The 26,751-nt window shown below is 64.1% G+C and carries 20 protein-coding genes and 1 tRNA gene; 13 read left to right on the top strand and 8 right to left on the bottom strand.

Annotated features, from left to right (window positions below; genetic code table 11):
• The first annotated feature begins 12 nt into the window (after nt 1–12).
• The 3 genes from gluQRS (at nt 13) to phaR (ending at nt 2,325) form a co-directional block, all read left to right on the top strand.
• On the top strand, nt 13–921 hold the full coding sequence (gene gluQRS, locus EDC50_RS06245; RefSeq protein WP_242002949.1) for a tRNA glutamyl-Q(34) synthetase GluQRS: 909 nt from the start codon (nt 13–15) through the stop codon (nt 919–921).
• Nucleotides 922–998: 77 nt separating this feature from the next.
• Nucleotides 999–1,739 carry an acetoacetyl-CoA reductase gene (gene phbB / locus EDC50_RS06250; RefSeq protein ID WP_123769557.1) on the top strand — a complete coding sequence of 247 codons (741 nt, stop codon included), beginning with the start codon at nt 999–1,001 and terminating at the stop codon, nt 1,737–1,739.
• 85 nt (nt 1,740–1,824) lie between these two features.
• Nucleotides 1,825–2,325 carry a polyhydroxyalkanoate synthesis repressor PhaR gene (phaR, locus tag EDC50_RS06255; protein ID WP_123769558.1) on the top strand — a complete coding sequence of 167 codons (501 nt, stop codon included), beginning with the start codon at nt 1,825–1,827 and terminating at the stop codon, nt 2,323–2,325.
• Nucleotides 2,326–2,508: 183 nt separating this feature from the next.
• Here phaR and EDC50_RS06260 read toward each other — a convergent pair whose 3' ends face one another.
• Both EDC50_RS06260 and EDC50_RS06265 read right to left on the bottom strand, forming a co-directional pair.
• Nucleotides 2,509–3,432, bottom strand: coding sequence for a M48 family metallopeptidase (locus EDC50_RS06260; RefSeq protein WP_123769559.1), 924 nt, complete (start codon nt 3,430–3,432; stop codon nt 2,509–2,511).
• A 73-nt stretch (nt 3,433–3,505) separates the two neighbouring features.
• Complete coding sequence (locus EDC50_RS06265) at nt 3,506–5,353, bottom strand: formylglycine-generating enzyme family protein (RefSeq protein WP_242002948.1); 1,848 nt, start codon at nt 5,351–5,353, stop codon at nt 3,506–3,508.
• Nucleotides 5,354–5,495: 142 nt separating this feature from the next.
• Between EDC50_RS06265 and rnd the strand changes: the two genes are divergently transcribed.
• From rnd to EDC50_RS06285, 5 genes are all read left to right on the top strand, one after another.
• The gene (gene rnd / locus EDC50_RS06270) at nt 5,496–6,599 is read left to right on the top strand and encodes a ribonuclease D (protein WP_123769561.1); all 1,104 of its coding nucleotides are present in this window, start codon (nt 5,496–5,498) and stop codon (nt 6,597–6,599) included.
• A 150-nt stretch (nt 6,600–6,749) separates the two neighbouring features.
• Nucleotides 6,750–6,825 (top strand) — tRNA-Ala (locus tag EDC50_RS06275).
• 422 nt (nt 6,826–7,247) lie between these two features.
• A complete protein-coding gene (locus EDC50_RS06280; protein WP_242002947.1) occupies nt 7,248–9,980 on the top strand; it encodes a hypothetical protein in 2,733 nt (910 codons plus the stop codon).
• Nucleotides 9,914–10,717, top strand: coding sequence for a DEAD/DEAH box helicase (locus tag EDC50_RS16615; protein ID WP_242002946.1), 804 nt, complete (start codon nt 9,914–9,916; stop codon nt 10,715–10,717). The genes EDC50_RS06280 and EDC50_RS16615 overlap by 67 nt, the downstream gene beginning before the upstream one ends.
• Nucleotides 10,718–10,916: 199 nt before the next feature.
• On the top strand, nt 10,917–12,263 hold the full coding sequence (locus EDC50_RS06285; protein WP_123769562.1) for a hypothetical protein: 1,347 nt from the start codon (nt 10,917–10,919) through the stop codon (nt 12,261–12,263).
• Nucleotides 12,264–12,362: 99 nt separating this feature from the next.
• Here EDC50_RS06285 and EDC50_RS06290 read toward each other — a convergent pair whose 3' ends face one another.
• Nucleotides 12,363–14,567: an AAA family ATPase gene (locus tag EDC50_RS06290; RefSeq protein WP_123769563.1), complete on the bottom strand. Its 2,205-nt coding sequence runs from the start codon at nt 14,565–14,567 to the stop codon at nt 12,363–12,365.
• A gap of 821 nt (nt 14,568–15,388) precedes the next feature.
• On the opposite strand from EDC50_RS06290, the gene EDC50_RS06300 reads away from it, so the two are divergent.
• From EDC50_RS06300 to EDC50_RS06320, 5 genes are all read left to right on the top strand, one after another.
• Nucleotides 15,389–16,294 (top strand): hypothetical protein, encoded by a 906-nt coding sequence (locus EDC50_RS06300; RefSeq protein ID WP_123769565.1) that lies wholly within the window; start codon nt 15,389–15,391, stop codon nt 16,292–16,294.
• Between the two features lie 1,075 nt (nt 16,295–17,369).
• A complete protein-coding gene (locus tag EDC50_RS06305) occupies nt 17,370–17,561 on the top strand; it encodes a hypothetical protein (RefSeq protein ID WP_123769566.1) in 192 nt (63 codons plus the stop codon).
• A 149-nt stretch (nt 17,562–17,710) separates the two neighbouring features.
• Nucleotides 17,711–19,129 carry a P-type conjugative transfer protein TrbL gene (gene trbL, locus EDC50_RS06310; RefSeq protein WP_277872337.1) on the top strand — a complete coding sequence of 473 codons (1,419 nt, stop codon included), beginning with the start codon at nt 17,711–17,713 and terminating at the stop codon, nt 19,127–19,129.
• A 13-nt stretch (nt 19,130–19,142) separates the two neighbouring features.
• Nucleotides 19,143–19,889 carry a P-type conjugative transfer protein TrbJ gene (gene trbJ / locus EDC50_RS06315; protein ID WP_158635651.1) on the top strand — a complete coding sequence of 249 codons (747 nt, stop codon included), beginning with the start codon at nt 19,143–19,145 and terminating at the stop codon, nt 19,887–19,889.
• Nucleotides 19,890–20,091: 202 nt separating this feature from the next.
• A complete protein-coding gene (locus tag EDC50_RS06320) occupies nt 20,092–20,700 on the top strand; it encodes a 3'-5' exoribonuclease (RefSeq protein WP_123769569.1) in 609 nt (202 codons plus the stop codon).
• A gap of 159 nt (nt 20,701–20,859) precedes the next feature.
• Here EDC50_RS06320 and EDC50_RS06325 read toward each other — a convergent pair whose 3' ends face one another.
• From EDC50_RS06325 to EDC50_RS06345, 5 genes are all read right to left on the bottom strand, one after another.
• Nucleotides 20,860–23,127: a S8 family peptidase gene (locus EDC50_RS06325; protein ID WP_199742048.1), complete on the bottom strand. Its 2,268-nt coding sequence runs from the start codon at nt 23,125–23,127 to the stop codon at nt 20,860–20,862.
• Between the two features lie 118 nt (nt 23,128–23,245).
• Nucleotides 23,246–24,277, bottom strand: coding sequence for an AAA family ATPase (locus EDC50_RS06330; protein ID WP_123769570.1), 1,032 nt, complete (start codon nt 24,275–24,277; stop codon nt 23,246–23,248).
• Nucleotides 24,270–24,587, bottom strand: a complete 318-nt coding sequence (locus EDC50_RS06335; RefSeq protein ID WP_123769571.1) for a helix-turn-helix domain-containing protein — start codon at nt 24,585–24,587, stop codon at nt 24,270–24,272. Before EDC50_RS06335 ends, EDC50_RS06330 begins: the two co-directional genes overlap by 8 nt.
• Before the next feature lie 163 nt (nt 24,588–24,750).
• Nucleotides 24,751–25,797 (bottom strand): integrase, encoded by a 1,047-nt coding sequence (locus EDC50_RS06340; protein WP_242002945.1) that lies wholly within the window; start codon nt 25,795–25,797, stop codon nt 24,751–24,753.
• Between the two features lie 434 nt (nt 25,798–26,231).
• Nucleotides 26,232–26,751, bottom strand: a 520-nt coding sequence (locus tag EDC50_RS06345) for a hypothetical protein (protein WP_211326898.1), incomplete at its 5' end; no start/stop codon positions are given.

Below are 26,751 nucleotides of genomic sequence, written 5' to 3' on the forward strand. Positions count from 1 at the left end.
AGTGAACCCGACGTGACCGCCTCTCCCGGCAACGCGCCCGCCCCCGGCTACCGCGGGCGCTTCGCGCCCTCGCCCACCGGCGACCTGCATTTGGGCTCGCTGCTGGCCGCGTTCGGCAGCTGGCTGCTGGCGCGCCACGCCGGCGGACGCTGGCTGGTCAGGATCGAGGACCTCGACCCGCCGCGCGAAGTTGCCGGCGCCGCCGAACGCCAGCTGCGCGCGCTGGCCGCGTTCGGGCTGCGCTCCGACGAACCGGTGGTGCGGCAGAGCGGGCGCGACGCGCTGTACCGGCGGGCGCTGGAGCGGCTGCTCGACGAGGGCCGCGCGTTCCATTGCCACTGCAGCCGCACGGACCTGGCCGCGGCCGGCGGCGTGCACCGGCGTTGCGTGGCGCGCGCGCCGCGGCCGGACCCGGCGGTGCGGCTACGGGTCGAGGACGGCAGCCTGGTCGCGTTCGACGACGCCGTGCAGGGCCGCCACGGGCAGGACGTGGCGCGCGCGGTCGGCGACTTCGTGCTGCGCCGCGCCGACGGCTACTGGGCCTACCAGCTGGCGGTCGTGGTCGACGACGCCGCGCAAGGCATCACCGACGTGGTCCGCGGCGCCGACCTGCTCGATTCCACGCCGCGGCAGATCCTGCTGCAGCGCGCGCTCGGCCTGCCGGCGCCGCGCTACGCGCACTTGCCGCTGGTGCTCGGCGCGGACGGGCGCAAGCTGTCGAAGTCGGAGGCGGCGCTGGCGCTCGACCCGCAGCGGCCGGAGCCGGCGCTGCGTGAGGCCTGGCGCCGGCTCGGCCAGGACCCGGCCGCGCTGGCCGGGGCCGCCGGCGTCGACGCGTTGCTCGCCCGGGCAAGGGCCGCTTTCGATCCGGCGCGCATCCCCGCCGGCGTTGCGGCGCCGGCGCCGGCGATCGCCGACTGATCGCGGTCGTTGCCCCGTCCGGATTGCCGCCTAGAATCGGAGCGGGCCGCACGGGTCGGCCGGGAGGAACGGCAACAATGCAATCGCGCGTGGCACTGGTTACCGGCGGCACCGGCGGTATCGGCACCTCGATCGTGCGCCGCCTGGCGCGGATGGGGCACAAGGTCGCGACCAACTACCGCGACGAGGCCCGCGCCCGGGCCTGGCAGGCGCAGATGCGCGAACAGGGCGTGGAGGTGGCGCTCGCCCCCGGCGACGTCGCCGACGCCGAACAGGCCGCGGCGATGGTGCGCGAGGTCGAGCGCCAGCTCGGGCCGGTCGAGATCCTGATCAACAACGCCGGCATCACCCGCGACTCGACCTTCCACAAGATGAGCGTGCAGCAGTGGAACGAGGTCATCGCCACCAACCTCAACTCCTGCTTCAACGTGACCCGGCCGGTGATCGACGGCATGCGCGAGCGCAAGTGGGGGCGGATCGTGCAGATCAGCTCGATCAACGGCCTCAAGGGCCAGTACGGCCAGGCCAACTACGCCGCGGCCAAGGCCGGCATGCACGGCTTCACCATCTCCCTGGCGCGCGAGAACGCGCGCTTCGGCGTCACCGTCAACACCGTCTCGCCGGGCTACGTCGCCACCGACATGGTGATGGCGGTGCCGGAGGAAGTGCGCGCCAAGATCGTGGCCGAGATCCCGACCGGGCGCCTGGGGACCCCGGACGAAATCGCTTACGCGGTGGCCTTCCTGGTCGGCGAGGAGGCGTCCTGGATCACCGGCTCGAACCTGGACATCAATGGCGGCCACCACATGGGTTGGTGAACGGGGGCTCCCTTACCGTCGCCAGTTGCAAGCCCCCCCGCCCTGCGCCATGCTGCGGGGCACCACGAGTTAGAGCGAAAGCTCCATGGCCTCGATCCGCGTCATCAAGAAGTACCCCAACCGGCGGCTCTACGACACCGAGATCTCCAGCTACATCACCATCGAGGACGTGCGCCAGCTGATCGTCGACGGCGAAGAGTTCGAAGTGCGCGACGCGCGCACCGGCGAGGACCTGACGCGGCAGGTACTGCTGCAGATCATCGCCGAGCACGAGCAGGACGGCGAGCCGGTGCTGTCGACCCAGCTGCTGAGCCAGATCATCCGTTTCTACGGCGATTCCCTGCAGGGCTTCATGGGCAACTACCTGGAACGCTCGATGCAGCTGTTCCTCGACCAGCAGCAGCAGTTCCGCAACCAGATGGGCGGCCTGCTCGGGCAGACGCCGTGGGCGCTGATGAACCAGCTCACCGAGCGCAACCTGCAGATGTGGAACGAGTTCCAGCGCAACCTGTCCGGCAGCGTCGGCCAGAGCGCGGCGCCCGGCAAGGCCCCCAACAACAGCAAGGGCGACAAGCGCGAGCGCTGAGCCTGCTGCGCCCGGCGACCGCGGGCGCTCGCGCTTCCGGCGCGCCGCCCGGCCGGGGCGCGCGGCACACTGCGCTTCGCCGCGCATCGCCCCGCCTTTGTCGTTTCGCCTCCCGGCGAGCGCCCGGCTCTGCGGCCGCCGGCTTGCCGCCGCCCATGCGTGCCGGCGGGGCGCCGGCGCCGCTCACTGCAGCGGCGGCCGCTCCGCGCAGTACTTGGCGTAGAACTGCTGCGCCTGCGGCATCAACGCCTGCAACGCCTGGATGCGGTTGGCCGGGTCGGGGTGGGTCGAGGCGAATTCCGGCGGGCGCTGGCCGCCGCCGGTCTGCGACATGCGCTGCCACAGCGGAATCGCCTCGCGCGGGTCGTAGCACGCGGCCGCGGCGAGCATCAGTCCGACCCGGTCGGCCTGGGTCTCGTGGTTGCGCCCGTACGGCAGCACGAAGCCGTATTGCGCGCCGGCGCCGAGCGCCGCCATCACCATCTGCTGCTGTTGCGGATCCATGCCGCTGGTCGCCATCGCCCCCGCGAGCTGGCCGAGCTGCACCAGCTTCTGCTGCGCCATCCGCTGCGAGCCGTGGCGCAGCAGCGCGTGCGCGATCTCGTGGCCCATCACGACGGCGAGGGCGTCGCGGGTCCGCGCGACCGGGAACAGCCCCGTATACACCGCCATCTTGCCGCCGGGCAGGCAGAACGCATTGGCCTGCTCCGACCGGATCACCGCCACGTCCCACTGGAAGTTCCGGTAATCGCCCGGCGCCTGCTGGCCGTGCTGCGCGGCCAGCTCGGCGGTGACCTGCGGCACGCGGGCGATCAGCCGCTGCGCGATCTCGCGCACCTCGCGGCTGGCCTGGGCATCGGCCGGCAGCAGCGCGCCCTGGGCGCCGGCGTCGCCGAGCACCTGCTGGAACGCCTGCGCGCCCAGCTGCACCTCCTCGTCGGCGCTGGCGCCGTAGTGCGCTTTCTCGCCGGTGTAGGGATCGACCTGGGCGCTGCCGAACCAGGTCCACGCCGCGTAGCCGGCGAACAGGATCAGGATCCACCAGCGCACGCCGCCGAAGCCGCGCCGCCCTTGCCGCCGCGCACCGCCGAAAGGATCGACTCGCATGCCCTCGCTCCCGGGTAGCCCTTGCCCGCGCATGATGCCGGGCCCGCGCGTGATGCGCATCCGCCGCGCGGGCTCAGATGTCCCGGACCACGCGGAAGCCGATGCGGGCGCCGGTGAAGTCGGCGTCCTGGCCGGCGCGCCAGGCCGAGCGGGTCTGCACCGGCGAGCTGGCCCAGGAGCCGCCGCGCACCACCCGGGTACGGCAGCCGGGGTTCACCCAGGCGACGCCGTCACGCGGCGCGCGCCGGTAGCTGTCGTGCCAGCAGTCGGCGACCCACTCGCTGACGTTGCCGGCCAGGTCGTGCACGCCGAAGGCATTGGCCTGGTAACGGCCGACCGGGGCCGGGCCCCAGGAACCGTCGCCGTAGTCGGGAAAGGCGTTGCGCCAGCGCCGCCCGCTCGGCGAGGCGTCGCGCGCGCCGGTGAAGTTGCCGGCCCCGGCCGGCGGCGCCCCCGCGCCCCACGGGTACGGGCCGGCGCTGCCGGCGCGCAGGGCGTACTCGAACTCGGCCTCGCTCGGCAGGCGGTAGCGCTGGCCGGTCTGCTCCGACAGCCATTCGGCGTATGCGGTCGCGTCCTTGGCGCTGACGTGCACCACCGGCAGGTCGTCCGCGGCCGGACGGCCGGCGTAGTCGGCGCGCCAGTCGGCGCCGCCGCGGCGTACCAGGTTGCCGCTGCGCTCGTCGTACACGGTCGAGTAGCCGCGCCGGGCCGCGCGGGTGCGGTAGCCGGTGGCCTCGACGAAGCGGCGGAACTCGCCCACCGTGATCTCGGTGCGCGACATCGCCAGGCCGCGGGCGAACCGGATGTTGCGCGCCGGCCGCTCGGCGTCGCTGGCCGCGCTCTCGTGGTCGCCGGCGCCCATGCGGAACGCGCCGTGCGGGATCACCACCATCTGCGGGCCGCGCCCGCCGCTGCGCATCGCATCGGTGAACACCTGGCGCGGGCGGAACAGGCCGTAGTGCGCGGCCAGGTCGATGCGTTCGCGCAGCTCGCGCGCCGCCGGATGGCCGGCCGGGGCGATGCGCAGCAGCGAGGCGAGCGCGCGCCGCGCCTCGTCGATGCCGTCCTCGCGGCCGAGCGCGGCCAGGCCGCGGTCGCGCAGCGCGCCGATCCGCAACTCGCGACGCAGCGCCAGGCGCGCGCGCGCGTCCTCGACCGTGCGCATCTCCGGCCGCACCCGGGCGGCGGCGTCCAGCCAGCGCGCGGCGGCGGCGTAGTCGTCGCGCTCAGCGGCGAGCTCGGCGCGGCGGATCAGCGCGCTCTCCGCCGCAGCCAGGCCCTGCGAGGCGCGCGCGTCGCCGGGGCGCAGCTCGAGCGCCTGGCGGAAGCGGGCGACCGCCCCGTCCGAGGCGCCGTCCTCGCCGATGCGGCCCTCGTTGAGCGCGCGCTCGCCCAGGCGCGCGGCTTCCTGCGCCTGGTCGGCGCGATCCAGGCGCGCCAGGTAGGCGACGACGTCGGGATCGGCCGGCGCGACCGCGCGCGCCACCGCGGCCACCTCGTGCGCGCGCCGCAGCGACAGCGGGTCGCGGTCCAGCGCCGCCAGCGCCGCGTCGCCCTTGCGCAGCAGCGCCGCGCGCGCGCGCGCCAGGCCGGCGCGCGTCTCCGCGTCGTCCGGCGCATGCCGCTGCAGCGCCAGGTACAGCGGGATCGCGTCTTCGACGCCGCCGAACAGGCGGTCCTCTTCCAGCGCCTGCGCCGCGCGCGCTTTCAGCGCGTCGGCGTTGGCGTCGTCGACCGGCACCTCCGGCGCGCGCCACGGCGGCACCGGCGACACCGCCTGGTCGGCGCTGATGGTGACGATCGGCGAGCGCGCCTCGCCGGCGCGCCCGCGCGGCTTGTCCGGCTCGCGCGAGCAGGCGCCCAGCGCCAGGGCCAACGCGCCCGCCCACACCGCGCCTGCGTAGAGCTGTCCGCGCAATCGTCCTCCTCGTTGCTGTCGCCGGCCGGGCGCACGCGCGCGACGGCGCGCCCGCGCCGACCGGAATGCCGGCTCCGGCGAAAGTAGGCTATTGTCGCCCGCCCCGGCAACCGCCGCCGCCCTCCTTCTTCCGCCGACCAAGATGACGCCGACCGCCTGGATCGCCGACCCCGCCGCTCTGCGCGCGCGCTTCGCCGCGCGCCCGGCGCGGATCGGCCTGGACACCGAATTCATCCGCGAGCGCACCTACTGGCCGCAACTGGCGCTGGTGCAGATCGCGCTCGAGGGCGACGCGGCGCAGGCGGCGGAGATCCTGCTGGTCGACACGCTCGCGCCGGGCATGGCCGAGGCGCTGGCGCCGATCCTCGCCGACGCCGCGATCCTCAAGATCATGCACAGCGCCAGCGAGGACCTGGTCGCGTTCAAGCACGCCTGCGGCGTGGTGCCGCAGCCGTTGTTCGACACCCAGCAGGCGGCGGCGCTGGCCGGCATCGGCGCCGGCCTGGGCTACCAGAAGCTGGTCGAACAGGTGACCGGCGTCGTGCTGGCCAAGGGCGAGACGCGCTCGGACTGGCTGCGCCGCCCGCTCTCGCCGGCGCAGCTGGAATACGCCGCCGACGACGTACGCCACCTGTTCGCGCTGCACGACGCGCTCGGCGAGCGCCTGGCGCAGCTCGGCCGGACCGACTGGCTGCGCGAGGACGCCGAGCGCACCGTGCGCAACGCCGACGAGGCCGCGCCCGAGCGCTGGCCGCACCTGTCGCTGCGCAGCGCGCAGTTCCTCGACCGCGAGGCGCAGCGACGGCTGCTGCGGCTGCTGCGCTGGCGCGACGCGCAGGCGCGCGACAGCGATCGTCCGCGCACCTGGATCCTCGACAACGAACTCGCGGTCGCCATCGCGCGCAACCCGCCGATCGACCGCGCCGGCCTGCAACGCCAACTGGACGCCCACCCGAAGGCGCCGCGCCGGCTCGCCGACGCGCTGTGGCAGGCGTTGACCACGCCGCTGCCGGACGAAGCGCAGGCGCCGGAGGCCGCCGGCGAGACGCGCGACAAGCAGCGCCTGCGCAAGCTGCAGGACGCCGTCGCCGCGCGCAGCGCCGAGCTCGGCCTGCCCGACGGCGTGCTCGCCTCGCGCCGCTACCTGGAAAGCCTGCTCGACCGCGGCGAATGGCCGGAAGCGCTGTCCGGCTGGCGCCGCGCCCTGCTGGAACCGGCCGTCACGCCGCTGCTCGCGCGCGAGTGAGCGTGCGCCGGGCACGCGCTGCCCCGCGCTCTTGCGCGGATCCCGCAGCGGAGGGCCGAAACGCCCGCGACGCGCTCGCGGAAGCACCGGGCCGGAGCCGCGGGGGGCTAGCATCCGCCGAAAGGACCCATTACACTTTGCAGCCTTCGTGGGGCGGTAGCTCAGCTGGGAGAGCGTCGCGTTCGCAATGCGAAGGTCGGGAGTTCGATCCTCCTCCGCTCCACCAACTTTTCCAGCCAAATCAGCGTCTTACACTTTGCAGTGTGAGGCGCTGTTTTGCTTTTGGATGCACGGTTTGCCACAACGAGTGTGGCAAATTTGTGGCAGTCCTTACGTTCGGCCAATCGGCCTATTGCAGTGTTTTGCGCTTGGCGGCCGCCAATCCGGCAGACAACGCCATTACCTGCGCTGGCTTGCCAAGCAATGCATCGGCAAGGGATCCACGGTCATATGCTCGGGTCCAACCAGGGGCACCGTTTAGGATGATTGGGATGAGCAGGGAAGCGATCGGTAGACCTGATGGGGCGAAGTGGCACCGATGGGAGCCTCGCATCCAAGCGCCGGGGACTTTCTCAGCATCAATACCGCGGCGCCGGCGTTTAGCCGGCTCTGCGCGAGGCGAAGGCAAAACGCAGCTGGGGTTTTCGAGTGAAACGTCCCTATATCGGCCACTCCATTGAACAGTTGGAAGCGGTGTTTGATAGCCAAGGCGCGGGCCCGGATACGCTCAACGACCTTGCGCAGGAGCTGAGCTTTCGGAGAACGGCGCGTGCTCGCGCCTTGGCAGACCGCATCAAAAAGCGGCTAGTGGCTGTTCCCGAGCACGTGGTCATCCTGCCTCCATCGCCGCCCGATTTTCCGGCGGAACCGACCAAGCACGCGTCGGATTCCGCGCGTCGAGTTCATACCCAGCCCATGGAGACGACTACAGCGCCTCCCTCCACACCGCTTTCCCGACCAACACCGGTGCCGTTAGGTCCCGAAACACTTGGGGAGATGGCCTACACGAACCGGCCCATAGATCTTCTGGATGCATGGACCGCGTTGGAAGTGCTTTCACCGCAGACCTATCGCCGTGAGGCGGAACTCGCTAGCGGCGCGGCCTTCAACATAGTGTCGCTTGAGAAAGGTCTCCCGTGGGACACCGGCCCGGCGCCGGCAAAGCCCAATAACAAGGTCTACTTCCATGTCGTCCTCGGCACGCTCGCGGCAGGTCCCGCCTTCGATGCGCTGGTCGATCGCTTCAAGGACAGCCGGGCTGAGCGCCCAAGCGTGGCTGGCAACATCGTTTTGGCATCCATTCTCGTGGATAAAAGCGGCATTCCGGCCGGTGATATGCCGCTTTCCATTTCAGCGTTCGGCTGGGGCTTTCCGAAAGCATTGGCTGGGTCGTTGAAGGGCCTGGCTGAGTGGACCCGCCAGGAAGGTGACCTGGTTGAAGGCTTGCGTAAGCAGTTGCCTAAGGACGAGAAGACCGGCGGCATGGGGCCGCTGACGTCGGCGAGCTTGCACCAGGCGTTTGAGTGGCTGGTGGCGACGCTCGGCCTGCCTCGCGAACACGTTTCGGGACCGCAGTTTGCCGTGCGTGTGTACCTGCACTTCCGTAGCTCGATCGTGCCCGACCCTCTGCTACTCAACAGCTTTTTTCTACGCGACCTCGCCAAGGCGCGGGATTTAGCGCATCGAGGCTCGTTGCCGGCGGCAGTGGCCGCATACCTAGGAGAGCGTCCACCTGCGAGCAAGCACGATATCTTGCAAAACTCCGCAGCACTGGAGGATGCCGTCGCTCCAAACAAGGCGCCCCTGGGTCGCTGGCCCACGCCCGCCGGCCATACGCCGTCACTATTGCAGCAAGCCGCAGTGAACTTGACTGCACGCATGCATGGGCGCACCGGAATGCTGGGCGTGAATGGCCCGCCCGGTACCGGCAAGAGCACCTTGCTGCGAGATGTCGTGGCCGACAACGTGGTGCGGCGGGCGCATGCCATGTGTGTCTTCCACGAGCCCGCGAAGGCCTTCAAGGTTGGCTTTACGGAACGGGTGCGTGGCGAGACCCAAGAACTCTACACGCTCGACCCTAGCCTGCGCGGCTTTGAGATGGTCGTTGTCAGCTCGAACAACAAGGCGGTGGAAAACGTAAGCGCTGAGCTCCCGGCTCTCAATGCTCTACCCAGCAACTCTGAGCTGCGCTACTTCGCACCTCTTGCGACCCAAGTAGGCGGACGCGCTGCGTGGGGGCTAATTGCGGCAGTGTTGGGAAATGCAGCCAATCGCTCGCACTTTCGTAAGACCTTCTGGAGTGAGGGCACGAAGTCGTTCCAAGACTATCTCGATCGCGCAGCAGGTCTCACTCCACCCGACAATTCGCCCGGTCTCGCCGATGAATGTGACGCGCCTCTTGGGCCGCACGACGCGCTGGATCGCTGGAAGCAGGTGCGGTCGCGCTTCAGTCAGCTCGAAAGCCAAATCCAAGTGCGTCTCGCAGAGCTAGAAGGCCTTCGGCTGGCATTGCTGCAGCTGCCAGAACTGCGCGAGCGAGAGACTGAGGCGCAGCACAATCACGCCCAAGCCATCATTGAGCGCGATTCCGAACAGTCTCGTCTGAACTTTGCCGCCCGAGAAGCGGAGAACTCCCGCGCACTCGTCGCCCAGCAGCAGGGCCGCATAGCCTCCCATACGAGCTCTTCCCCGGGCTGGCTGCAACGACTGTTTCGAACGGCGACTGCGCGTTCGTGGACGACCGCACAAGACGAGCTCGCCGATCATCTACGCGCACTACAGCAACACGCGGATGAGTTGGCGACCTCACGCATGGCCGCCCAGCAACGCGCACAAGACGCAGCCCGGGCAGTATCGGCCTGGGAAGGGGAGGTTCAACGTGCGGCGGAGGCTAGGAAGATTGCGGAGGAACGTTGCGCCACGGTGCACGTCGGCGAAGGCGCCATGGCGATCAATGACGACTTCCGTGCGCTCCCTCATGGTCACAAGCAACTCACGTTGCCGTGGCTCGATGGGGAGCTGCAGAATTTGCGAGCACAGCTGTTCCATCGAGCAATAGAGGTGCATAAGGCCTTTATCGATGCAGCCGCTCTGCCTCTGCGCCGAAACCTTAAAGCCCTGATGGATGCCAACTTCTCGAACATCCACGTCAAACGGGCACACCTGACCGCCGACCTGTGGAGTTCGCTGTTTCTAGTGGTGCCCGTCGTGTCCACTACCTTTGCATCAGTGGAACGCATGCTGGGCGTGTGCCCAATGAAGCCCTGGGCTGGATCCTTGTCGACGAGGCTGGCCAGGCGACGCCGCAATCGGCCGTGGGCGCACTCATGCGCGCCCGGCGTGCCATCGTGGTGGGCGATCCACAGCAGATCGAGCCCGTAGTCCCGCTGCCGGATGTGCTGACGGCGGCTGTCATGCGTGAATTCGCGTCCGATCCGGATCGCTTCTCCGCCCCTTCTGCCTCGGTGCAGACTCTGGCCGATGACGCCAGCGACCACTGCGCTGTTTTCCAAACTGCAGCGGGCTCGCGTTCAGTGGGGGCCCCTTTGCTGGTGCACCGGCGCTGCAGCTCACCCATGTTCGATATAAGCAATCGGATTGCTTACGGTGGACTGATGGTGCAGGCGAAAGCGCCGCAGCCGTCGGCGATCAAGGACGCGCTGGGACCCTCGCGCTGGATCAACGTCCGAGGGAGTGCGCGAGAGAAGTTCAGCCCGGAGGAAGGAGAAGAAGCACTGCGCCTTCTCCAATCCCTCAAAGACCGAGGCGTAGCACCAGATGTTTACGTTATCTCGCCTTTCGTTGCTGTCCAGGATGGCCTTAGGCAGCTCATCAATGCGAACGGCATCCTCAACGGCTGGACCGATGATCCACGTGCATGGGCTTGGGAACGCATCGGCACTGTACATACCGTCCAAGGCCGCGAGGCCGAAGCGGTCATCCTGGTGCTAGGCGCGCCATTGCCGGCACAAAGTGGTGCCCGGCAGTGGGCAGGGCGCCTGCCGAACCTCCTAAACGTTGCCGCCACAAGAGCCAAGGAAGCGATTTACGTCATCGGCAATCGCGAACATTGGGAAGGCGCCGGACATTTTGGCGTGCTCAGCAAGAACATGCCCTAACGGACCCACTATCCTAGGCGAGCGTGGAAGTTGGCCAACATCGAGGCATCGTGACGCCAGCACAGTAGCTTTAGTAGAAGCCCGTCCCCGAAGCTAAGGGAGTCCGAATTTCTACTGCGGAACTTCAATACCCTGGCTTGGAGGCCGACCTCGCCGTATCGTCATAGGCGGTAGGCCACCTCTTCGAAGGTATTTCCTCGTGATTTCCGATCACCCAGAGAATGACAAGCCCGGCCTGGTTAAGGAAGATCCGGCCGCCGCTCCTGCTCAGCCCCCCCTCGTTGCAGAAACCACGAGTAGCGCTACCGGCAACGGATCACCTTCCCAGCAGGGCGATGTCCCGACCAAGGTCGTCAAGCGTCCCAGCGGCCTGGCGAGCTTCGAAGCTTCCAAGTTCTACAAGAGCCAGTTTTCGGCAGCAGACCAGATCAAGGCCCTCACTAGCAGATCTCAGTTCAAAGCCCTCACAAACGGCTCAATGACGGAGCAATTCCGCAAGATCATGGGCGGTTCCATTGCCGAGCAATGGCAAAACACTGTGCGCAACTCGCTTGGGGAGCAGATGCGCCAAGTCGAACTGGCTATCCGCCCGCTCAATACGATTCAGGACACGATCGGACAGATCGCACGCAGCGCGGCGGAAAGTTCAATTACGCAATTCGTCGACGAACATACCAAGCGGCACCGCCAAATGATGGAGCTTCTGCGCCCCAAGTGGGATCAGACCCTGGCCGGCCATGCGCTCACTGAAAGCCTCCGCTCCATCCAGTCCTTCCAGAGCCTGCATGAAGCCGAAGTTCTCCGAACGCAACAAGCGCTACGCAATCAGTTCAAGAGCATAGATAGCCTGCTCGAGCCCCTCCGTACCAAGCTCCCCTCATTCACCGAGGTTTCCAGCTACTGGCGGAATTACCCGGCTCGGGTCAAGGAAAACCTCGTTGCCCTTGCGGCGGCGGGCTGGTATTTGGATCCGGAGATGGCCGTCTCCGACATCGTGCACTTCAAGGAAGACTTAGAGAACGACTCTGCCGAAGAAGTCAGCGATGAGCTGGCAGAGCACTTCCGTTCTTCATTGGAGAGGATCGAGAAAACGCTGTGTGCAGACCACCCCCTGCGCGCCCATCTCCTCAAGGATGCTTTCGCGGCCCACCGTGAAGGCAAATACAGTCTCTCCATTCCGGCATTGTTCGCCCAGGCGGATGGAATTTGCTTTGACCTGACGGGGCATTGGATCTTCACCGGAAACGGCGTCAGCCGCTTTGCCAAGCGCATCGATCCGGAAACCATTGAGCGCGCATACCTGGAGCCACTCTTGCGCGCGATCCCGATCAAGGAGAGCTCCCAGCAGCGACGGGCAAAAGTGTCTCAGCTCAATCGCCACGCCGTCATGCACGGGGAGAGCACGGACTTTCCGACCGAAGTCAATGGATTGAAGGCCATCTCGTTCGTCAATTTCGTCTCGCACGTCCTGGGGGTAGCCGTTGCAAGTCACCAAGAAAAAATGGCTTGCCCTGAAACGGACGAGCTATCTGACAGCCTTCATTAGAGGCACCCCCAGAATGGCGGACATTTCGTAATGTTCTCTTGGGGTCGGCAGTCGACGCTTCCTCGGCGACAGTTCCCGGCTAGGAGCGGACCTAGATGCCTAGGTGGTTTCCGCCACCAACACTGAATAGTGATCAGGGTCCACCCGCTCCAATGCCCGCATTACGCGCTCTACCATTCCCCGCGACATTGCGGGGAAGTCGGAGAACTCCAGCAGGCGGAGCGTTGATGCGCTGTGCGACCCCTCGTCCACGTACCTTGCGACCGCGCCTCGCTCCACTTCGTCGTCGAACAACACATCAAGCTTGGTCAGGTAACCCTTAGGTGTGGGCCGCCGGAAGCCGAGATACATCTCCAAGAACCGCCTGAGCAAGTTCGGACAGCTCAGATAGGCATCAACCTCCTGGCTGGCGCTCGCCTGAAACTGGCGCAGGCAGTAGAAGACGTGGTGATAGTCGGAACGGAACTTCGCCAGATGATCCGGCAACACGAGAAGCTGGCTAGTGCCTCGCCCCTCCCGGTAGATGAGATACGCCACATGCTGCGGCTTGAACTTACCACCGCGGTCAGCCCAGTCCTGCTTAATCGTGTTGAAGAACTCCGAGCTGTGCGTCGAAATGAAGAGCTGCCGACACGCCTTTAGGCTCGTGACGAGCAGGTAGGCCACGTCATAGATGTGGTTGGCGTCGAGGCTGCAGATCGGGTCATCCACGAAGACGACCAGATCCTCAAGCCGCTGACCGTTCTGCCCCAAGCTGACCAGGAAGTACGCCAGTGAGATCGCCGTTCGCTCACCGTCGCTCATGTTGGTAGCCGGCTGACCTTCGCGGATGAACTGAATCCGATTGTCCTGAGCCTGTTCGACAGAGATGCTCGGACCGAGCAACCGCTTTAGTAGTCCATTGATCTGGCTTGCGGCCACCGAACTACGCTGTAGCTCAGTATTCGCCGTCGCCGCCTGCGCTGCGATCTTCTGTCCGATGCTTTTGATTCGCCCCAGCTCCGCTTCAACCTGGCTCAAGAAGGCGATCGCTTCCGCCGCTCCGGGGTCGAGCACAAACCGGGCTGCGAAGTGCTCCTTCACTTTCTCGGCTGCGTTCCGACGCCTGGAAGCAAGTTCGTCACACGCGCGGTTGTGGTCGTCCTTTGCCTGATGCAGCTCCGCAAGGATGCCTGTCAACTCGGGAGCTCGATCTTCAATCGCTCCCACGGTGAATGCCGTCTCCATATTGGCAAGCTTCTCCCTCAGCAAGCCAGCCCAACCCGCACGAATCTCGCTTTCTCGCTCTTCCCAGGCAGCGAGGCGGCTCAGGGCTGCCTGGACCTTGGCCCGGACATCGGGAACCCACTCCTTTTCATGCGGGAAGATGTGTGCCTGCCTAGGCTGTTCCAGCCGTCCGATTGCCGCCGTGATGGCAGCGTGCTGCTGACGATACTCGTCGGAGAAATGGTTAGCGTAGGCTTCGAGCGCTTGCGCTGCATCGTTTCCACAGAAGGCACAGGTCGTATTGTGCTCATGAAATCGCAGACCGGTACGCACCCAATCGCTCAGTGCGAGGTCGTCAGTCAAGCGCTTGATCGTGTTCTGCCTGGGTGTCTCTCTCAACAACCCAGCGATTTCATCTACTCCGGGCGGGAGCGAAGGGAACACCACTGGCAGGTTGCGAATGGGCGCGAACTCATTCTGGTCCCGCGCCTGGTTGACCATTGCTTGCAGAGTGGCAGCGTCGAGAAGATGGTCATCCGGCGCGGCCATGCTTTGTTGGATACCTTTCAGATTGGGCGCCCTAAAATCGCGGACACCTAGCATCGTTCCGCACTCCCTAGCTAGGTCGGTTGCTGCTTTCTCCCTGGCGCCACTGTTCTCGCCCTGCTTCTTTTGGACCGAGCGATACATTGCCAATACACGTTCCCGCCGTCGGGTCAACGACGCAATGCGGTTACTCAGCCGGATGTTGTCTTCGCCCACGATGAACAAGGCAGGCGCTTGCGTGTAGTCGTCCCGCTGCAGGTTTGCGTCGATGAAGTCACGGTTGAAGATGCGCACGGGGATCCGCCCCCGATCCTGCTCTTTCCGGCTATCCAGTACATCCTGCCCAACGCTGACTCGTACAAATGCGCCGGTCGGCAGCCGATTTGTGGAGGCCTCATTCAACAGCCCGAAGACACGGGAAAGCGTTGTCTTGCCGGAAGCGTTCCAGCCATAGATCAAGTTATATCGTGCGAAGTCAGGCGCTTGGCTCGTTCGTCCGTCATAGCCGTCCCAGACTGCAGATTGAGAAATGGATTCAATTCGTCGAAACATGCTTCCCCCCTAAGAGCATGGCTCGTCATGAGCACCTATCCTTCCCGACAATCTACCGCAGTGCGCCCTCCCACTGCCGCGGTCAGACTGATCCAGGCACCGACCGCTTTGGTCGGAAGCTGTCGGGTAGGCCAACTAGGAGATCGGCCCCTTTGGCCGATCGAACTGGAATCCTTAAATGATCACTCCTGCACTCGTATGAGTGCATAGGCTTGACAAAGCAAATTCGGCGCAGCAACCTGCAATGCAATGCGACTGGCGGACCTTGTTGAACCAGTTGCAGCGCTTCGTTCGAGTCTGGATGGGCTCGGAAGCAAGAAGCCGCAGTGCGCCAACACTGAGGTTTCAAATTAGGTGGCCGGGGAAGCGACGCGCGTAGGCGGGTTGTGCTTTCCGTTACTTCCGAGGCCAACCATGAATTACACCCTTCGCGATCTAAGCGATACCTTTCATTTCGTCCGCTCAGCTGCCCCGTGCAGTAGCGACCCGCGTACGTCGCGGTTCTGGCAAAGGGGGCTCTGAATGCAGCCTCACGTGCCTGCCCTTCTGCGCGTAGAAGACCTGGCAAAACGGATTCACAAATCCATCGCTTCGATACGAAGCGACGTTTGCCGCAACCCACAAGCCCTTCCTCCCATGTGCCGACAGCCCGGTACCAAGCGTCTTCTATGGCGCGAAGAGGACGTGAATCGTTGGCTGGAAAAGCATGTTGTCTCGGCCATTAGTTCTCCGCCACCACCAGTGACGGCACCGCGGCGCCGCGGACGTCCCACAAAGGTCGAGCAACTCGCCCGCTCTGGGAGGCAAGACCGGGGGCGCGCATGATCATCGTGCGAGCGCCACGATTGGCTCAGTTTGAAGTCCTTCCCCACACGCTTCTGATGGACGACCAAGTGTCCTTTAGGGCTCGCGGCATCGCCGTCCGCCTGCTCGCGAATATGGACGGCTACAGGATGTCCTCGGCTGACCTGGCAAAACAATCCCCAAATGAAGGTCGCCACGTCATCCTTAAGGCACTCCGCGAGCTGCGTGACCGCGGCTATGTCGTCTGGGAGCGCCGCCAAGTCGAGCGTGGTCGCTGGACAACCATCGTCACGATAAGCGACACCCCAACGCCTCCCCATACCGGAGTTCAACCATTGAACTCCGGTGGTCGCTCCGGACTTCAATCTACGAACTCCGGTGAACCGAGCTCCGGTCAGCCGGCGTCCGGCCGACCGACGTCCGGGGGCCGCCCTCCTAGAAGCACTAATACGAAGACCAGCACAAAGACCACTACTGTTTCCGCCAAGTGCGACTTGGTCATGCCTCCCCAGCTTGCGGAGGAGCAACGCGTAGTAGTGGTTGGGATTTTGGATGGTCTACCGGGGGCGATCCAGCAGCAGGTCCTGGATGAGCTTGCAGGACGCTTCGCCAAGACCACTCCTCCGCTACGTGATGCGATCTGGTGGCTAACCAAAGTAGCTGACCGGGCAAGACGGGGGGACTACGTTCCCAACCTAGCGATCGCGGTTGAGGCTGAGCGCCGCCGTCGCGCGGCCGAGGCCGAGGCTATACGCAAGCGCCGGGAAACGGAGGCCGCAGCAGAGGCTAGACGGCGCGATCCCGACGCCCGCGCCAAGGGCATCGCAGCGATGCACGCAGCGAGGGCCGCACTTATAGGCTCCGACGAAGCGGCTCAGAACAACTTGGGCACTCATTTTCCCGCCGCGGAGGCGCGCGGTTGACCTTGGGCCGGCCTCGACTTGTGGAATCCACAAGTCGGGGCTCGTTGATGGGGCACAAGATCGACTTGTGGATTCCACAAGTCGATAGGCGTTCCTTCGACGGTCGTGGGACAGCGGACCGGCGCAACAGACTTGAGCGGCCCTTGACCGCGATTGGCGGCTAGTGCTCGCTGCCCAGCGATCGACTTGTGGAATCCACAAGTCGAAATGGCTCTGGAGGGGTTGGGTATTCCTTGAGCACCGAAATGCCGTGGTTGCATTGGCAAATGGGAATGGCCCCGCGCCCACAACCACCGCCGCCTTCTGATTCCCTCCGACCAGCGACTTGTGGATTCCACAAGCCAAACACCAGAGCGCCAGAAAACAGACGCACCGACACCAGCATAGTGGAACATAAAGGGTGTATTACACCTCGACCATTATTCGGCCTCTATGCCAGGCCGCGCCTATCTCTCAGTCGTAATACGCCGAAGTAAGTGGTGTGCTACAACGTAGTACACGTCGCGGAATAACGCACCTTTACGAGTAGCCGATCAGAGCACGCTCACTTGTGGAATCCACAAGTCGTCAAGGGACGCGCCCGCAGCAATGTTTCCGGTTCGCCGTCCGACTTGCGGGTTCCACAATTCGCAAGACGCGGGATTGGATTTGCGCGTTCGTCCAGCAGCCAACAACGGCGTCGAGTTGTGGAATCCACAACTCGAAGAGGAGACTCATGACCATCAGCATCCTCCAGCTCGGCGTCCTCGACTTGTGGATTCCACAAGTCGAAGATCGTTGCGCGCGGAATCATTAGCGCAGACTGATTGCACAGGAGGTTCACATGCTATACGTTTGCAGAACGCGAGGAGGATTTGATGAGTCGCCCTGAAGCTCGAGCCAGAGCCGCGGAGCGCCGCCGCACGAAGATCAAGGAAGGCGGTGGACGAATTCTTCAGATTGCCTTGCGTGCAGGGGGAGCGCGTGCCTTAGCTGATCTTCAAGACCGCACAGGCAAAGGGCCTAGCGCGATCATCGAAGCTCTTCTGACCAAGGCGCGTACTCAAGGTCTTTAACAGTAGAAGAAGGAGTTTCTATGGCGCTCGTCATTACCATTTCTGACCCGGGCACCTTGGCGTTGCTGCAGCAATACGGCCAGTACGTCCACCAAGTGGACGGGGAGCGGGCCACTATGGATGCGTTAGCTGAAGGCTTGATGCTTGGAATGCTCGATGAGCACCAACGCTTCCGCGAGTGGTCCAGTCATCAGGTGGATGTTGCCGCCTAGTAGAACGGCTTCACCTTGTATGAAACCCGAGCATGGGCCTTCTTGTCGTACCGCTCGGCCATCTGTCTAAAACACGCTTTTTCTGACCATTGGGGTCCGGGGCTTGGAAGCCCTTACTCCCCAACTCGTCGGTGCGGCTGGGCTGCATCGTGAACGAGCCAGGAACACGACCGAGTACGGCGTTAGGAACGCCCACGGTCTGCCTGTTCGGGCTGTTGAGCATCATCAGCCTGGCGCTTTTCCTCTATCGGCAAGCCTTGACCGGCGAAGGGAACCTCCCGGCTTTCGTCGCCAAGTTCACGCTGGAGATTCTCAAGTTTGGATTCTTCCTATGGCTGGTGAATGCCGGGCCGGCCTTCGTCATGCAGTTCGTCGGGTACTTCACCGATGCTGGTGCCCGGATTGGCCAGGCAGGAACGCTATCGGCCTCCGGTGTCGTGATACTTGGCTTCGACTCTTGCTTCCGTATCTTCGATGCCATTGGCGCGATGGGCTGGGGCGAAACGGCGGCCTTCGGCTTGCCGCTGGCGCTTGTGGCCATTGCCATTCTTGTGTGCTTCGCGGCTGTGGGAGTGCTGTTCCTCATTCGCGTGATCGAACTGCACCTAATCGTCTACGGCGGTGTGTTGTTGCTCGGGTTTGGCGGGATCTCGTTTACCCGCGATATTCCCAAGAACTACCTCGCCTACGCTATCAGCGCCGGCACACAACTGTTCATGCTGTACGTGATCGTAGGCTTGGGCGTGCAGTTGGCGGAGAGCTGGCCACAGGCGCTCACCGTCGAAAATGGTGCGGGCGACATTCTGAGGCAGGCGCTCCAGATTATGGTGGGCGCGGCAGTCTTCGCTGCTTTGGCCTGGTCGATCCCCAAGGTGGCTGCGAGCTTGGTCAGCGGGTCGATCAGCCTCGGAGCCGCTGATGTACTGGGCCCCGCTGCGGCAGCCGCCGGCGGTGCCGCCGCAGGGGCGACAGTCGCCACAGGTGGGGTTTCGGCAGCTGTTGGCTCGCTGGCGGCGGCCACCAAAGGCGCCGTGCAGGCTACCAGTGCTGGCACCGCGCTAGCGAAAGAGCAAGGCGCTTCCGGAAGCATGGCCGCCATCAAGGGCCTGGGACATGCCGCTAGCGCACTGCGCACGGAAGCTGGCTCGTCAATGAAGGCAAAAGTTGGGCTATCGCCGCCTTCGCCTAATGCTCATGACGCGCGCGGACGTGATGTCAGCAACATCGGCACCCGAGCTGCGAACCGGCTAAGCGACACACTGCAAGCGACGCGCGAAGAAAGGACTGCCGGATCCGGCACTGGTGATCGAGACGCAGGGCATGCGGTCGAACAGACCGCGGTCTCCCCGGAGGCCAGCCACGAGGCTCCGGCACGTCCAGCCTCTTCGCTCGAAAGCGCAGATATTTCCCGCCCCGTAGCGGGCGTCGCGGATGTTCGGCCACGGCCTCTATTCGAGTCCAAGGCTAACGATGGTCCTAAAGGCGGCGCGCCAATCCGAGCACCCCAGATCCCTCAAGACACGGCCCCGAGCAGCACAGTTTCGATTCGCTTCGATCCCGAAGACTAACTGGAGAACCACTATGACGAATCATGCTTTCCGCGCCCTATCGCTGGCGTTTGCGACAACTTTAGGAACCGCGGCGCTCACTATCCCCACACCAGCGACGGCGCAATGGGTCGTGATCGACCCGACCAACTACGTGCAGAACTTTCTCACGCAGCTGAGGGCGGTCCAGAGCAACATCAACGAAGCCCAGCAGATACGGAATCAGATCCAGCAGTATCAGAACATGCTACAGAACACCCGCGGCTTGCAGGCAAAAGATCTCAATTCCTTCATCGACGCGCTCGGTCGGCTCGATGGCGTCATGCAGGAAGGAAAATCCCTCGCGGTGACGGTCGGGAACTACGAGCAGGCGTTCAAGGCAAAGTTCCCAGGCTATAAGCCCCAGAAGAACTACTCGGAGAGCTATCGCGAGTGGAACGAGACAGCGAGGGATTCCGTGCTCGGTGCGATGCGCGTGGCGAACATGCAGATCCAAGGCATCCAGAGCGAGTCACAGGCGATCAACGCCCTCAAGTCAGCCGCACAGTCGGCGGACGGTCAGAAGTCGGCGATCGACGCCGGCAATCAGATCGCGCTGGCGCAAATCGAACAGCTGCAGCAGCTTCGCGAGCTGATGGTCGCCCAGATGCAGTCCGAGGGAACTCACCTGGCGGCGGAGCAGCAGGCCGAGGCGGCCAAGGCAACGTCTATTCGCGAAGCGACGCGCTATCGTGATCCACGTGAGGGTTGGAAGCCAAAGCCGATCAAGATTGGAAACTGACTTTCGGCAAACCGCATGAGAACTAAGGACGTCGATGCGTTAGTGGCTGGAACCCCGCTGCAGGTACGCAGCGGGGAAACCTGCGAGGCGTTCTGGAGCCACGAAGGCATGCACCGCGGCCCGGAGGGGCAGCTGTTGCTCTATTACGGCGAGGCTTGAGCATGTCGAGTGGCCGCGGGAGCCTGGCAATGGCCGTAGAACAGTGACCGAGCAGTCGAAGCACAAGATGCGGTATCGGCTGAACAACCGCGATAACGACACGCCAATGCCAACCCAACTCTTTCTAGATACCGAATGGGCCGACCTGGAAGGCGAGCAGCTCGTCAGCCTGGCTCTAATCAGTGCGGACGGTCAGCGACGATTTTACGCCGAGCGAGCCGTTCTTCCAGCCGAGCCAACCGCGTTCGTAAAGGAGAACGTCTACCCACTCCTAGAGCGCGGGGTCGTCGCGCTCCCAGACGCAGTGTTTTCAGAGAAGCTGAATCGGTTCTTGGGCTCAGTGTCTGACCCTGTAGTCCTCTATGACTATGCTGTCGACGAAGTGATGCTCGACATGGCGGTGAAGGGGTTCCCCAAGCGCGGCGATCCGAGGTCTCGAGCGAGTTCCGAGCGCGCCGTACGCAGGGAGCTAGTTCGCGACGATCTAATTTCAATGATTCTAGAGGACTGGTTCTTGGCGAACCCCGAAGAGGCCGCACGCCGGCACCACGCCATGGTCGATGCGAATGCCTTGCGTTTAGCTTGGCTGGCTGCCAGCGGGTTGTTGGACGCTCCCTGGTCTGCGAGCTGGCGCCAGTTCCACGATCAGTGAGCCGCGACAATCAACCAGGGGCGATCACGAATCCTCTCGATTCGAACATTCCTGCGATATCACACTTCGACAATGACCGGCTCAACGATCGGTATCTTCTGCACAATCGCGTTGTACAAGTCGATGTCGGTTTGCTGCGTGCGGATTGAGACGACGAGACTATACCTGCGCAGGCAGGTCGTACCTCTCCAGCGCCGGGCGCGTGCGCCACCAGCCAGCCGACGGATAGACGGCGACAAATCCCCGGCTGGCCAACTCTGCGGCCGTGCCCGTCCACACATCCTGATGCAGCGATCCACGGTGCCGCTTCAGTTCGCCCAAATACCAATTCGGGTCTTTCGGATTGACTGGATCGCCTTCGTCTTCGCGCTGGGCCGCCGCATTGATCCGTGCCACGAAATCGTCGGTGGAACCATCCAGCGGACGCTGAACATCAAATCGCAGGCGATGCGACGGGTAGTAGAACTTTGAGGTCGAGCCGCGAGCTGAGGGATTTGGCTCGATGAAATAAGAGAGCGTCACACGCAACTCGACCTGCGAATCCTGCAGGGCCTCCAGCTCCTCCATGGGCCAGGGCAGGGCGTGCAGGTTCATGTCGCGCGTGATGACGCCCTTGTCCTTCACCTTCGCGTAGGGATGCACCACGTCTTCCACGACGAGCGTCAGCGAATTGCCTGCGCTCCACAGTGCCCGCTCCAAGTCGGGGACGCCCCAGCCGCAATGACGGATCAGGTGAACGTAATCGCTCTTGCTGGGTCCATGCCCGGCCGGCAGGTACATCGCACGCATGGCTTCGGTCCACTCGGCCGAATGGACGATGAGCGCGCGGACGGTCTCCGGCCGCAGGTTCGGATATGCCGCCATGATCTGCGCGGCCATGCGCGCGCACAGCGCGGATGCGGCACTGGTCGCGTTCGTGGTCGTGAACAGACGATCGACGGGTTCATTATGGGTAGTCAGTAGATTCAGGCTGGCCATGCCTACGGCGCCGAAATCGTCCTTGGCCGCGTTCCCGCCTTCGAACATCACGTCGGGCTTCAGCGGCCATGCCCCATCCCACGTTCTCGATGTCGTGGAGAACGGACTCGGACCGCCCTCGGCAGCGATCGCCTTGAGCGAGGCGTGCCCTTCCGTATCGGCCTTGTGCGTGAACGCTCCGACCGTGATGGCATTCCACGCCTGACCTGGGTCATGTACGAGATTGGTGGAGAGGCTGGCGGGGTATGCAGCCCAAGCATTCGGATCGCGGATATTCCCGGCCGACAGCACGAACAGGCGTGGGTACTGGCCTGCCCCATCGGTATCGGCAGCCAGTTTGTCCACCGCCGAGGACCACGATGAGGGGCGCCCGCGATCGCGGTAATCCGATGCGCTCACCGCCGAAGTGAAAACCCGCGCCCGATTCGGAGCAGCTACTTCGGGGCGCGCAACGCCTTCGGTAAAGAGATAGGCGTGGTGGCGCGCATCTCCGTTGTTCCCGCCGTCCTTGGGTACCAGCTTGACGGATTCGAGTCGGTGCGGAATCTCTATTGGCCCGGTCAAGGCCAACGCATCCGTCAGATCGCCGTAGCCTGCGAGTCCGGCAAGGCCGGTGCCGTGGTTAGCGGTATCGTCGACACCCCATGCCGGCTCGATCGTGTGCAGGTCCGCTGCATCCATCAAAGGCGCAAGCAGCGGGTGCCCTCGGTTGACGCCGGTGTCCAGGAAGCAGATCCGCGGCACATCTCCTTCCGGCATCTGAGCGCGCTGCAATAGGTCGTCCGCCCACTCCTGCTGCTCGGCAACCGTCATCCCGTCGAAGAACTCGGCGGTTTCCTTGGCGTAACGAAGCTCCGCGACACAGTTCAAGGTCATCACCGAGCGGGAAAATTGCTGCTGCGAGCCGTACATCAGGAGTACGGTTCGCTCCGGGAATTCGACCTGCTTGTCGCTGACGACGCATTCGGCCAGTCTCGCCAGCTTCTTGAAGTCCTCTACGACGGCCTGACGCTGGCCGCGGACCGGAAGCCAAACTTCCCACCAGAAAGGAACGGTGACGTCGTCTGGCAATAGGGCTGGCTCGTCAGTCCACAACGCGCGCAGCTCCGCGGCGCGGATCGAGGCTATCGTATTGAGCAGCGCCCGATGGTCGCGCGCATTGCCGTTCTTGTCCTTCTTTTCTTCCAGATATTCGGTGACGTATCTTTCGAAATGCGCCAACTTGCCGTCAGGCACGAATACGTTGGCGTACGTGTGGGTCCCATCCCTTCGCACACTGAGCAGTTCGATCTTCTGAGTTTCGTTCGCCAAGCTCTCGAATGCCAGTTCGACATCCGGCTGACTGGCGAACTGGATCTGCAGGCCGAGGCCGCTTTCCAGCCCCTGCTGCGCCTGGGTATGAACCACTTCGGTGGAGACAGGTTTCAATGCCTCGATCTGTGCACGCAAGGCTTGTCCATGCTGCTGTCGTGGTAAATCCGGAACAACGCTGGTCGCGCCGCCTCCAGCGGAGTGCGCCGTGAAGCCAACCGCCTTGGAAGTGTCTTGCAGAACTAGGTGCGGCCGCTTATCGGCTGGTTGATCCGGCATGGTTCGGGGCTGCCTTCTTCTTGTCCGTTCTCAGGCTCAGTTTCCGACGATCTTCCAGTGCGCGGTTCAATATCTCGCCGTTCACCCGCGACTCGTCATGCATGACAGCCTCTTTGATGGCGTCGTCGACCGCACGCCGTATCTCCGCATAGCTCAACCCGTCGGCTTTCGACGCGACCGCCTTTAGCGGGAACGGCTTGGGCACGAACTTCCCCAACCGCGACTTGATCAGATTTGCCGCCTGATCCGGCGTAGGCAAGTGGTACTCGATGACATCGTCGAAGCGGCGGAAGAGCGCGTAATCAAGGATCTCCGCATGATTGGTGGCGGCGACGATCAGACTGTTGGACTGATCGCTCTCGATCATCTGCAGGAAACTGTTCAGTACGCGCCTGATCTCGCCCACATCGTTTGCAAGCCCCCGCTGGGAGCCGATCGCGTCGAACTCGTCGAAGAAGTACACGCCGCGAACTTCGGTGACCGCATCAAAGATCTGACGCAGCTTGGCCGCAGTCTCACCCATGAACTTGGTGATAAGCGCGTCGAACCTCACCGTGAACAGTGGTACGCCGAGTTCCGCTGCCAGCACGGATGCGGTCATCGTCTTGCCCGTTCCCGGCGGACCGACCAGAAGCAACTTGCGTCGAGGCGACAAGCCGTGCTCGCGGATGCGCGAAAGCAGCCGTTGCTCCTTCAGAATGCGCTCGATCTGCGCGGCCACATCCGGGTCGAGCACCATGTCGACCAGCCTGCTCTTCGGGTAAGCAACTGTCAGCAGACTGGCGAGCTCGCCGCGAGGACGAGCGAGAGGAACCAACTTGCCTGACTGTTCGCCATTCGCGGCTCGCGACTTTGCGGCGTCGATCATGTCGCGCAGATCTTCGGCCAGCCTGCCGTGACCGAGCTTGGCCTCATGCGCCGCAACCTGCATGGCAACCGAGTAGAACTGTCGATCGTCCCGGTCGATGTAGGACTTCACCAACGCCTTGAGTTGTTCGGCACTAGCCATGTTGCTCACCCGTTTGCGCGGTTGCGTTGGTTGGCTTGGCCAGCGATGCCAGGATGGATTGCATCAGGTCGCCGGCGGTCTTCTCATCTATCGGCCCGAGATCCTCCTGCTCCGATGCTAGGAAGAATAGCAAGCCGACGGGAACCTGAAGCGCCTGCGCGACCCTTATAAGCGTTGACAGCGTCGGGTCGCGCTTATTGTTCTCGAGCATCGACAGGTACGAAACCGAGCAACTGGCTTGGCGCGCAACGGCACCTTGCGAGGCTTCTCGCTTGGTACGGCACAGCCGGATTGCCCGCCCGATATTCATGACCTTTCGCCTTCTCATAGTCCGCGACGAACCAGCACGCCGGGCCCAGCTGGAATTTTACCACCAGTGAAATTCCTGTGCATCGGGGCCGCAGCGCGCTCGGGCTCACGCTCACATCCAGGCCTTCGGTCGAAGAGCGGCCAGTGCTGTTCGGGTCAAATAATCAAGCAAGCTTTCGAGCCAACTCCTCGGCTCTAGGGTGGTAGTAGCGCATCAGCATGCGCGGGTCCTTGTGCCCGGTCACCTTAGCCAGCTCGTGAAGCTGGTAAACAGACGCCATCCGTGATGCCGCCTCATGGCGCAGGTCATGAAACCGAAGGTCGACCAGGAAGCCGCGGTCTGGAGCCGTTCCTGCCTCTCGGCGCTCGACCTCATAGATCTGCCTTGCGCGTGCTACCGCGCGCTCGAATGCACGGGTAACAGCGTCCTCGCGGATGGAGAAAATCCTGCCTCGGGCTAGCGTCTTAGGTCCATCCTTGGACAGCTTGGATTGCAGTGCCGCGAGTTCGGATACGGCGATCGTCGAAAGTGGAACGTCCCGCGAGGTGCCGTTCTTGGTCGCTGGGAGGTGCGCCACCCTGCGCTTGAGGTCGACGTGCTCCCAGCGGAGGCCAACAAGCTCGCTTCGGCGCATTGCGGTTTCAACGGCAAGGCGAATGATGGCCGGTAGCACTTTTGACTCTGTGGCGGCGATAACGCGATCTAGCTCTCCGGTGATGGCTTGCGGTCGGTTACTGGCTTCTGGTTGTGCTACCCGCCGTGATCGTGCGTTGTTGGCTGCTGGTTTTCGGACCAGTTCAACGGGATTGGAGATGCTCTCCATACCCCACTCGCGTCGAGCGACGTTGAAGACGTGGGAAAGTACGGAGAGACGGCGCAGCACTGTGGCGGCCTGGAAGGACCGCATCCACTCATCCCGGATGGAGGCAATGTCGGAACTGCGGATAGTGGCGACAAAGCGCTTTGCAAGATCCGTGGCGCGCCAGACTGCCAAAACGGAGCGCTCCTGTGCCTGGCCCTTCTTGCTAGGGACAATCTCCTTCTCGTACCATTCCAGGAGTTCATGGAGCGTCGTCGATTCGGCCTCGCTGCGACTGAGCCAGACCCCGCGGGCCATCTCCGACTCGATCATCTGGGCCCAGGCTTCGGCTTCGGTCTTACTGTCGAAGGTCTTGCTTTGGGCTGGGTATCCGCGCCGGCGGATCTGCACCTCCCACTGACCAGGCCCTCGCTTCCGGAAAGTCGCCATCCCGCCCCCACTCAGGTGTGGGAAAAGTGTGGCAAAAAATCCCTAAAAGTCCATAAGTCGTTGTATTGCAATGCAGTGCATTTGCGTTCGCAATGCGAAGGTCGGGAGTTCGATCCTCCTCCGCTCCACCAATACCTAACGCCCAACCCTCATCGGTTGGGCGTTTTCGTTTGCGGGCTCCGCGACACCATGCGGGGTTTGGCGGCGTTCCGCGTGTGCCACGCGGTAGTGGCAGGGTGGCCGGAAGTCGCCCGGTTCGACTCTCTTCTGCTCTCAGTTCTCTCAAAACCCGCGCCAACTTCTTCGCCGGAGCGCACGCAGACGGGCTTGCCCGTCAACGACTTGCACGTGTGTCGCCGCGATCGGTTGTTCATCGTGCTTGGAAGAGCAAGGCATCAAGCCCGCGCCGCAGTCGCCGCTGCAGCACAGGGCATCGAGTACAGCCCCTGGCGTCCCTGCACCACCACGAGCGCACGATAGGCGAAGAGCGGCCCTTCGGCCTCGGGCTTGCCCTTGTCGCGCGCCTTGACCTTGAACACGTCGATGGGCTTGTCACTGTCCAGCCCGGCGCGCCGCATGATCTGGTCGGCGGTGCGGGGCTCGCCCTTGAACGACCACAGCGCGTCGAACACCGCGGCCTGAGCCTCGGTCAGCCGGATCGGGCCGTGCGGCCCCTCGGGCAGCGTGACCCAGCGGAAATCCGCCGAGAAAGGCCCCTTCACCGGCGTCGTTGGATCGCTGGCCTGCGGTGCTGGCGGCTCTCCCGTCGGGGCGATGAACGAGATGCCGCCTCCGTAGAAGGCGAAGCGATCCTCCAGCGCCAGCCACTCCACGCCCGGGCCGAAGGGCGCCCCGCGCGTCTCGCGCGGCTTCGGCGTGATGACGCGGATCGGCCCGCCTGCGACCCGCACCCGC

The organism is Vulcaniibacterium tengchongense (assembly GCF_003814555.1).
Taxonomy (GTDB): Bacteria; Pseudomonadota; Gammaproteobacteria; order Xanthomonadales; family Xanthomonadaceae; genus Vulcaniibacterium; species Vulcaniibacterium tengchongense.

What these genes read in the sequence shown, in the direction of transcription:
- EDC50_RS06335 (WP_123769571.1), bottom strand. Translation starts at nt 24,587, where the DNA reads ATGAATATCGGGCGGGCAATCCGGCTGTGCCGTACCAAGCGAGAAGCC.
- phaR (WP_123769558.1), top strand. Translation starts at nt 1,825, where the DNA reads ATGGCCTCGATCCGCGTCATCAAGAAGTACCCCAACCGGCGGCTCTAC.
- EDC50_RS06330 (WP_123769570.1), bottom strand. Translation starts at nt 24,277, where the DNA reads ATGGCTAGTGCCGAACAACTCAAGGCGTTGGTGAAGTCCTACATCGAC.
- EDC50_RS06305 (WP_123769566.1), top strand. Translation starts at nt 17,370, where the DNA reads ATGGCGCTCGTCATTACCATTTCTGACCCGGGCACCTTGGCGTTGCTG.
- rnd (WP_123769561.1), top strand. Translation starts at nt 5,496, where the DNA reads ATGACGCCGACCGCCTGGATCGCCGACCCCGCCGCTCTGCGCGCGCGC.
- EDC50_RS06260 (WP_123769559.1), bottom strand. Translation starts at nt 3,432, where the DNA reads ATGCGAGTCGATCCTTTCGGCGGTGCGCGGCGGCAAGGGCGGCGCGGC.
- EDC50_RS06290 (WP_123769563.1), bottom strand. Translation starts at nt 14,567, where the DNA reads ATGTTTCGACGAATTGAATCCATTTCTCAATCTGCAGTCTGGGACGGC.
- trbJ (WP_158635651.1), top strand. Translation starts at nt 19,143, where the DNA reads ATGACGAATCATGCTTTCCGCGCCCTATCGCTGGCGTTTGCGACAACT.
- EDC50_RS06300 (WP_123769565.1), top strand. Translation starts at nt 15,389, where the DNA reads ATGATCATCGTGCGAGCGCCACGATTGGCTCAGTTTGAAGTCCTTCCC.
- phbB (WP_123769557.1), top strand. Translation starts at nt 999, where the DNA reads ATGCAATCGCGCGTGGCACTGGTTACCGGCGGCACCGGCGGTATCGGC.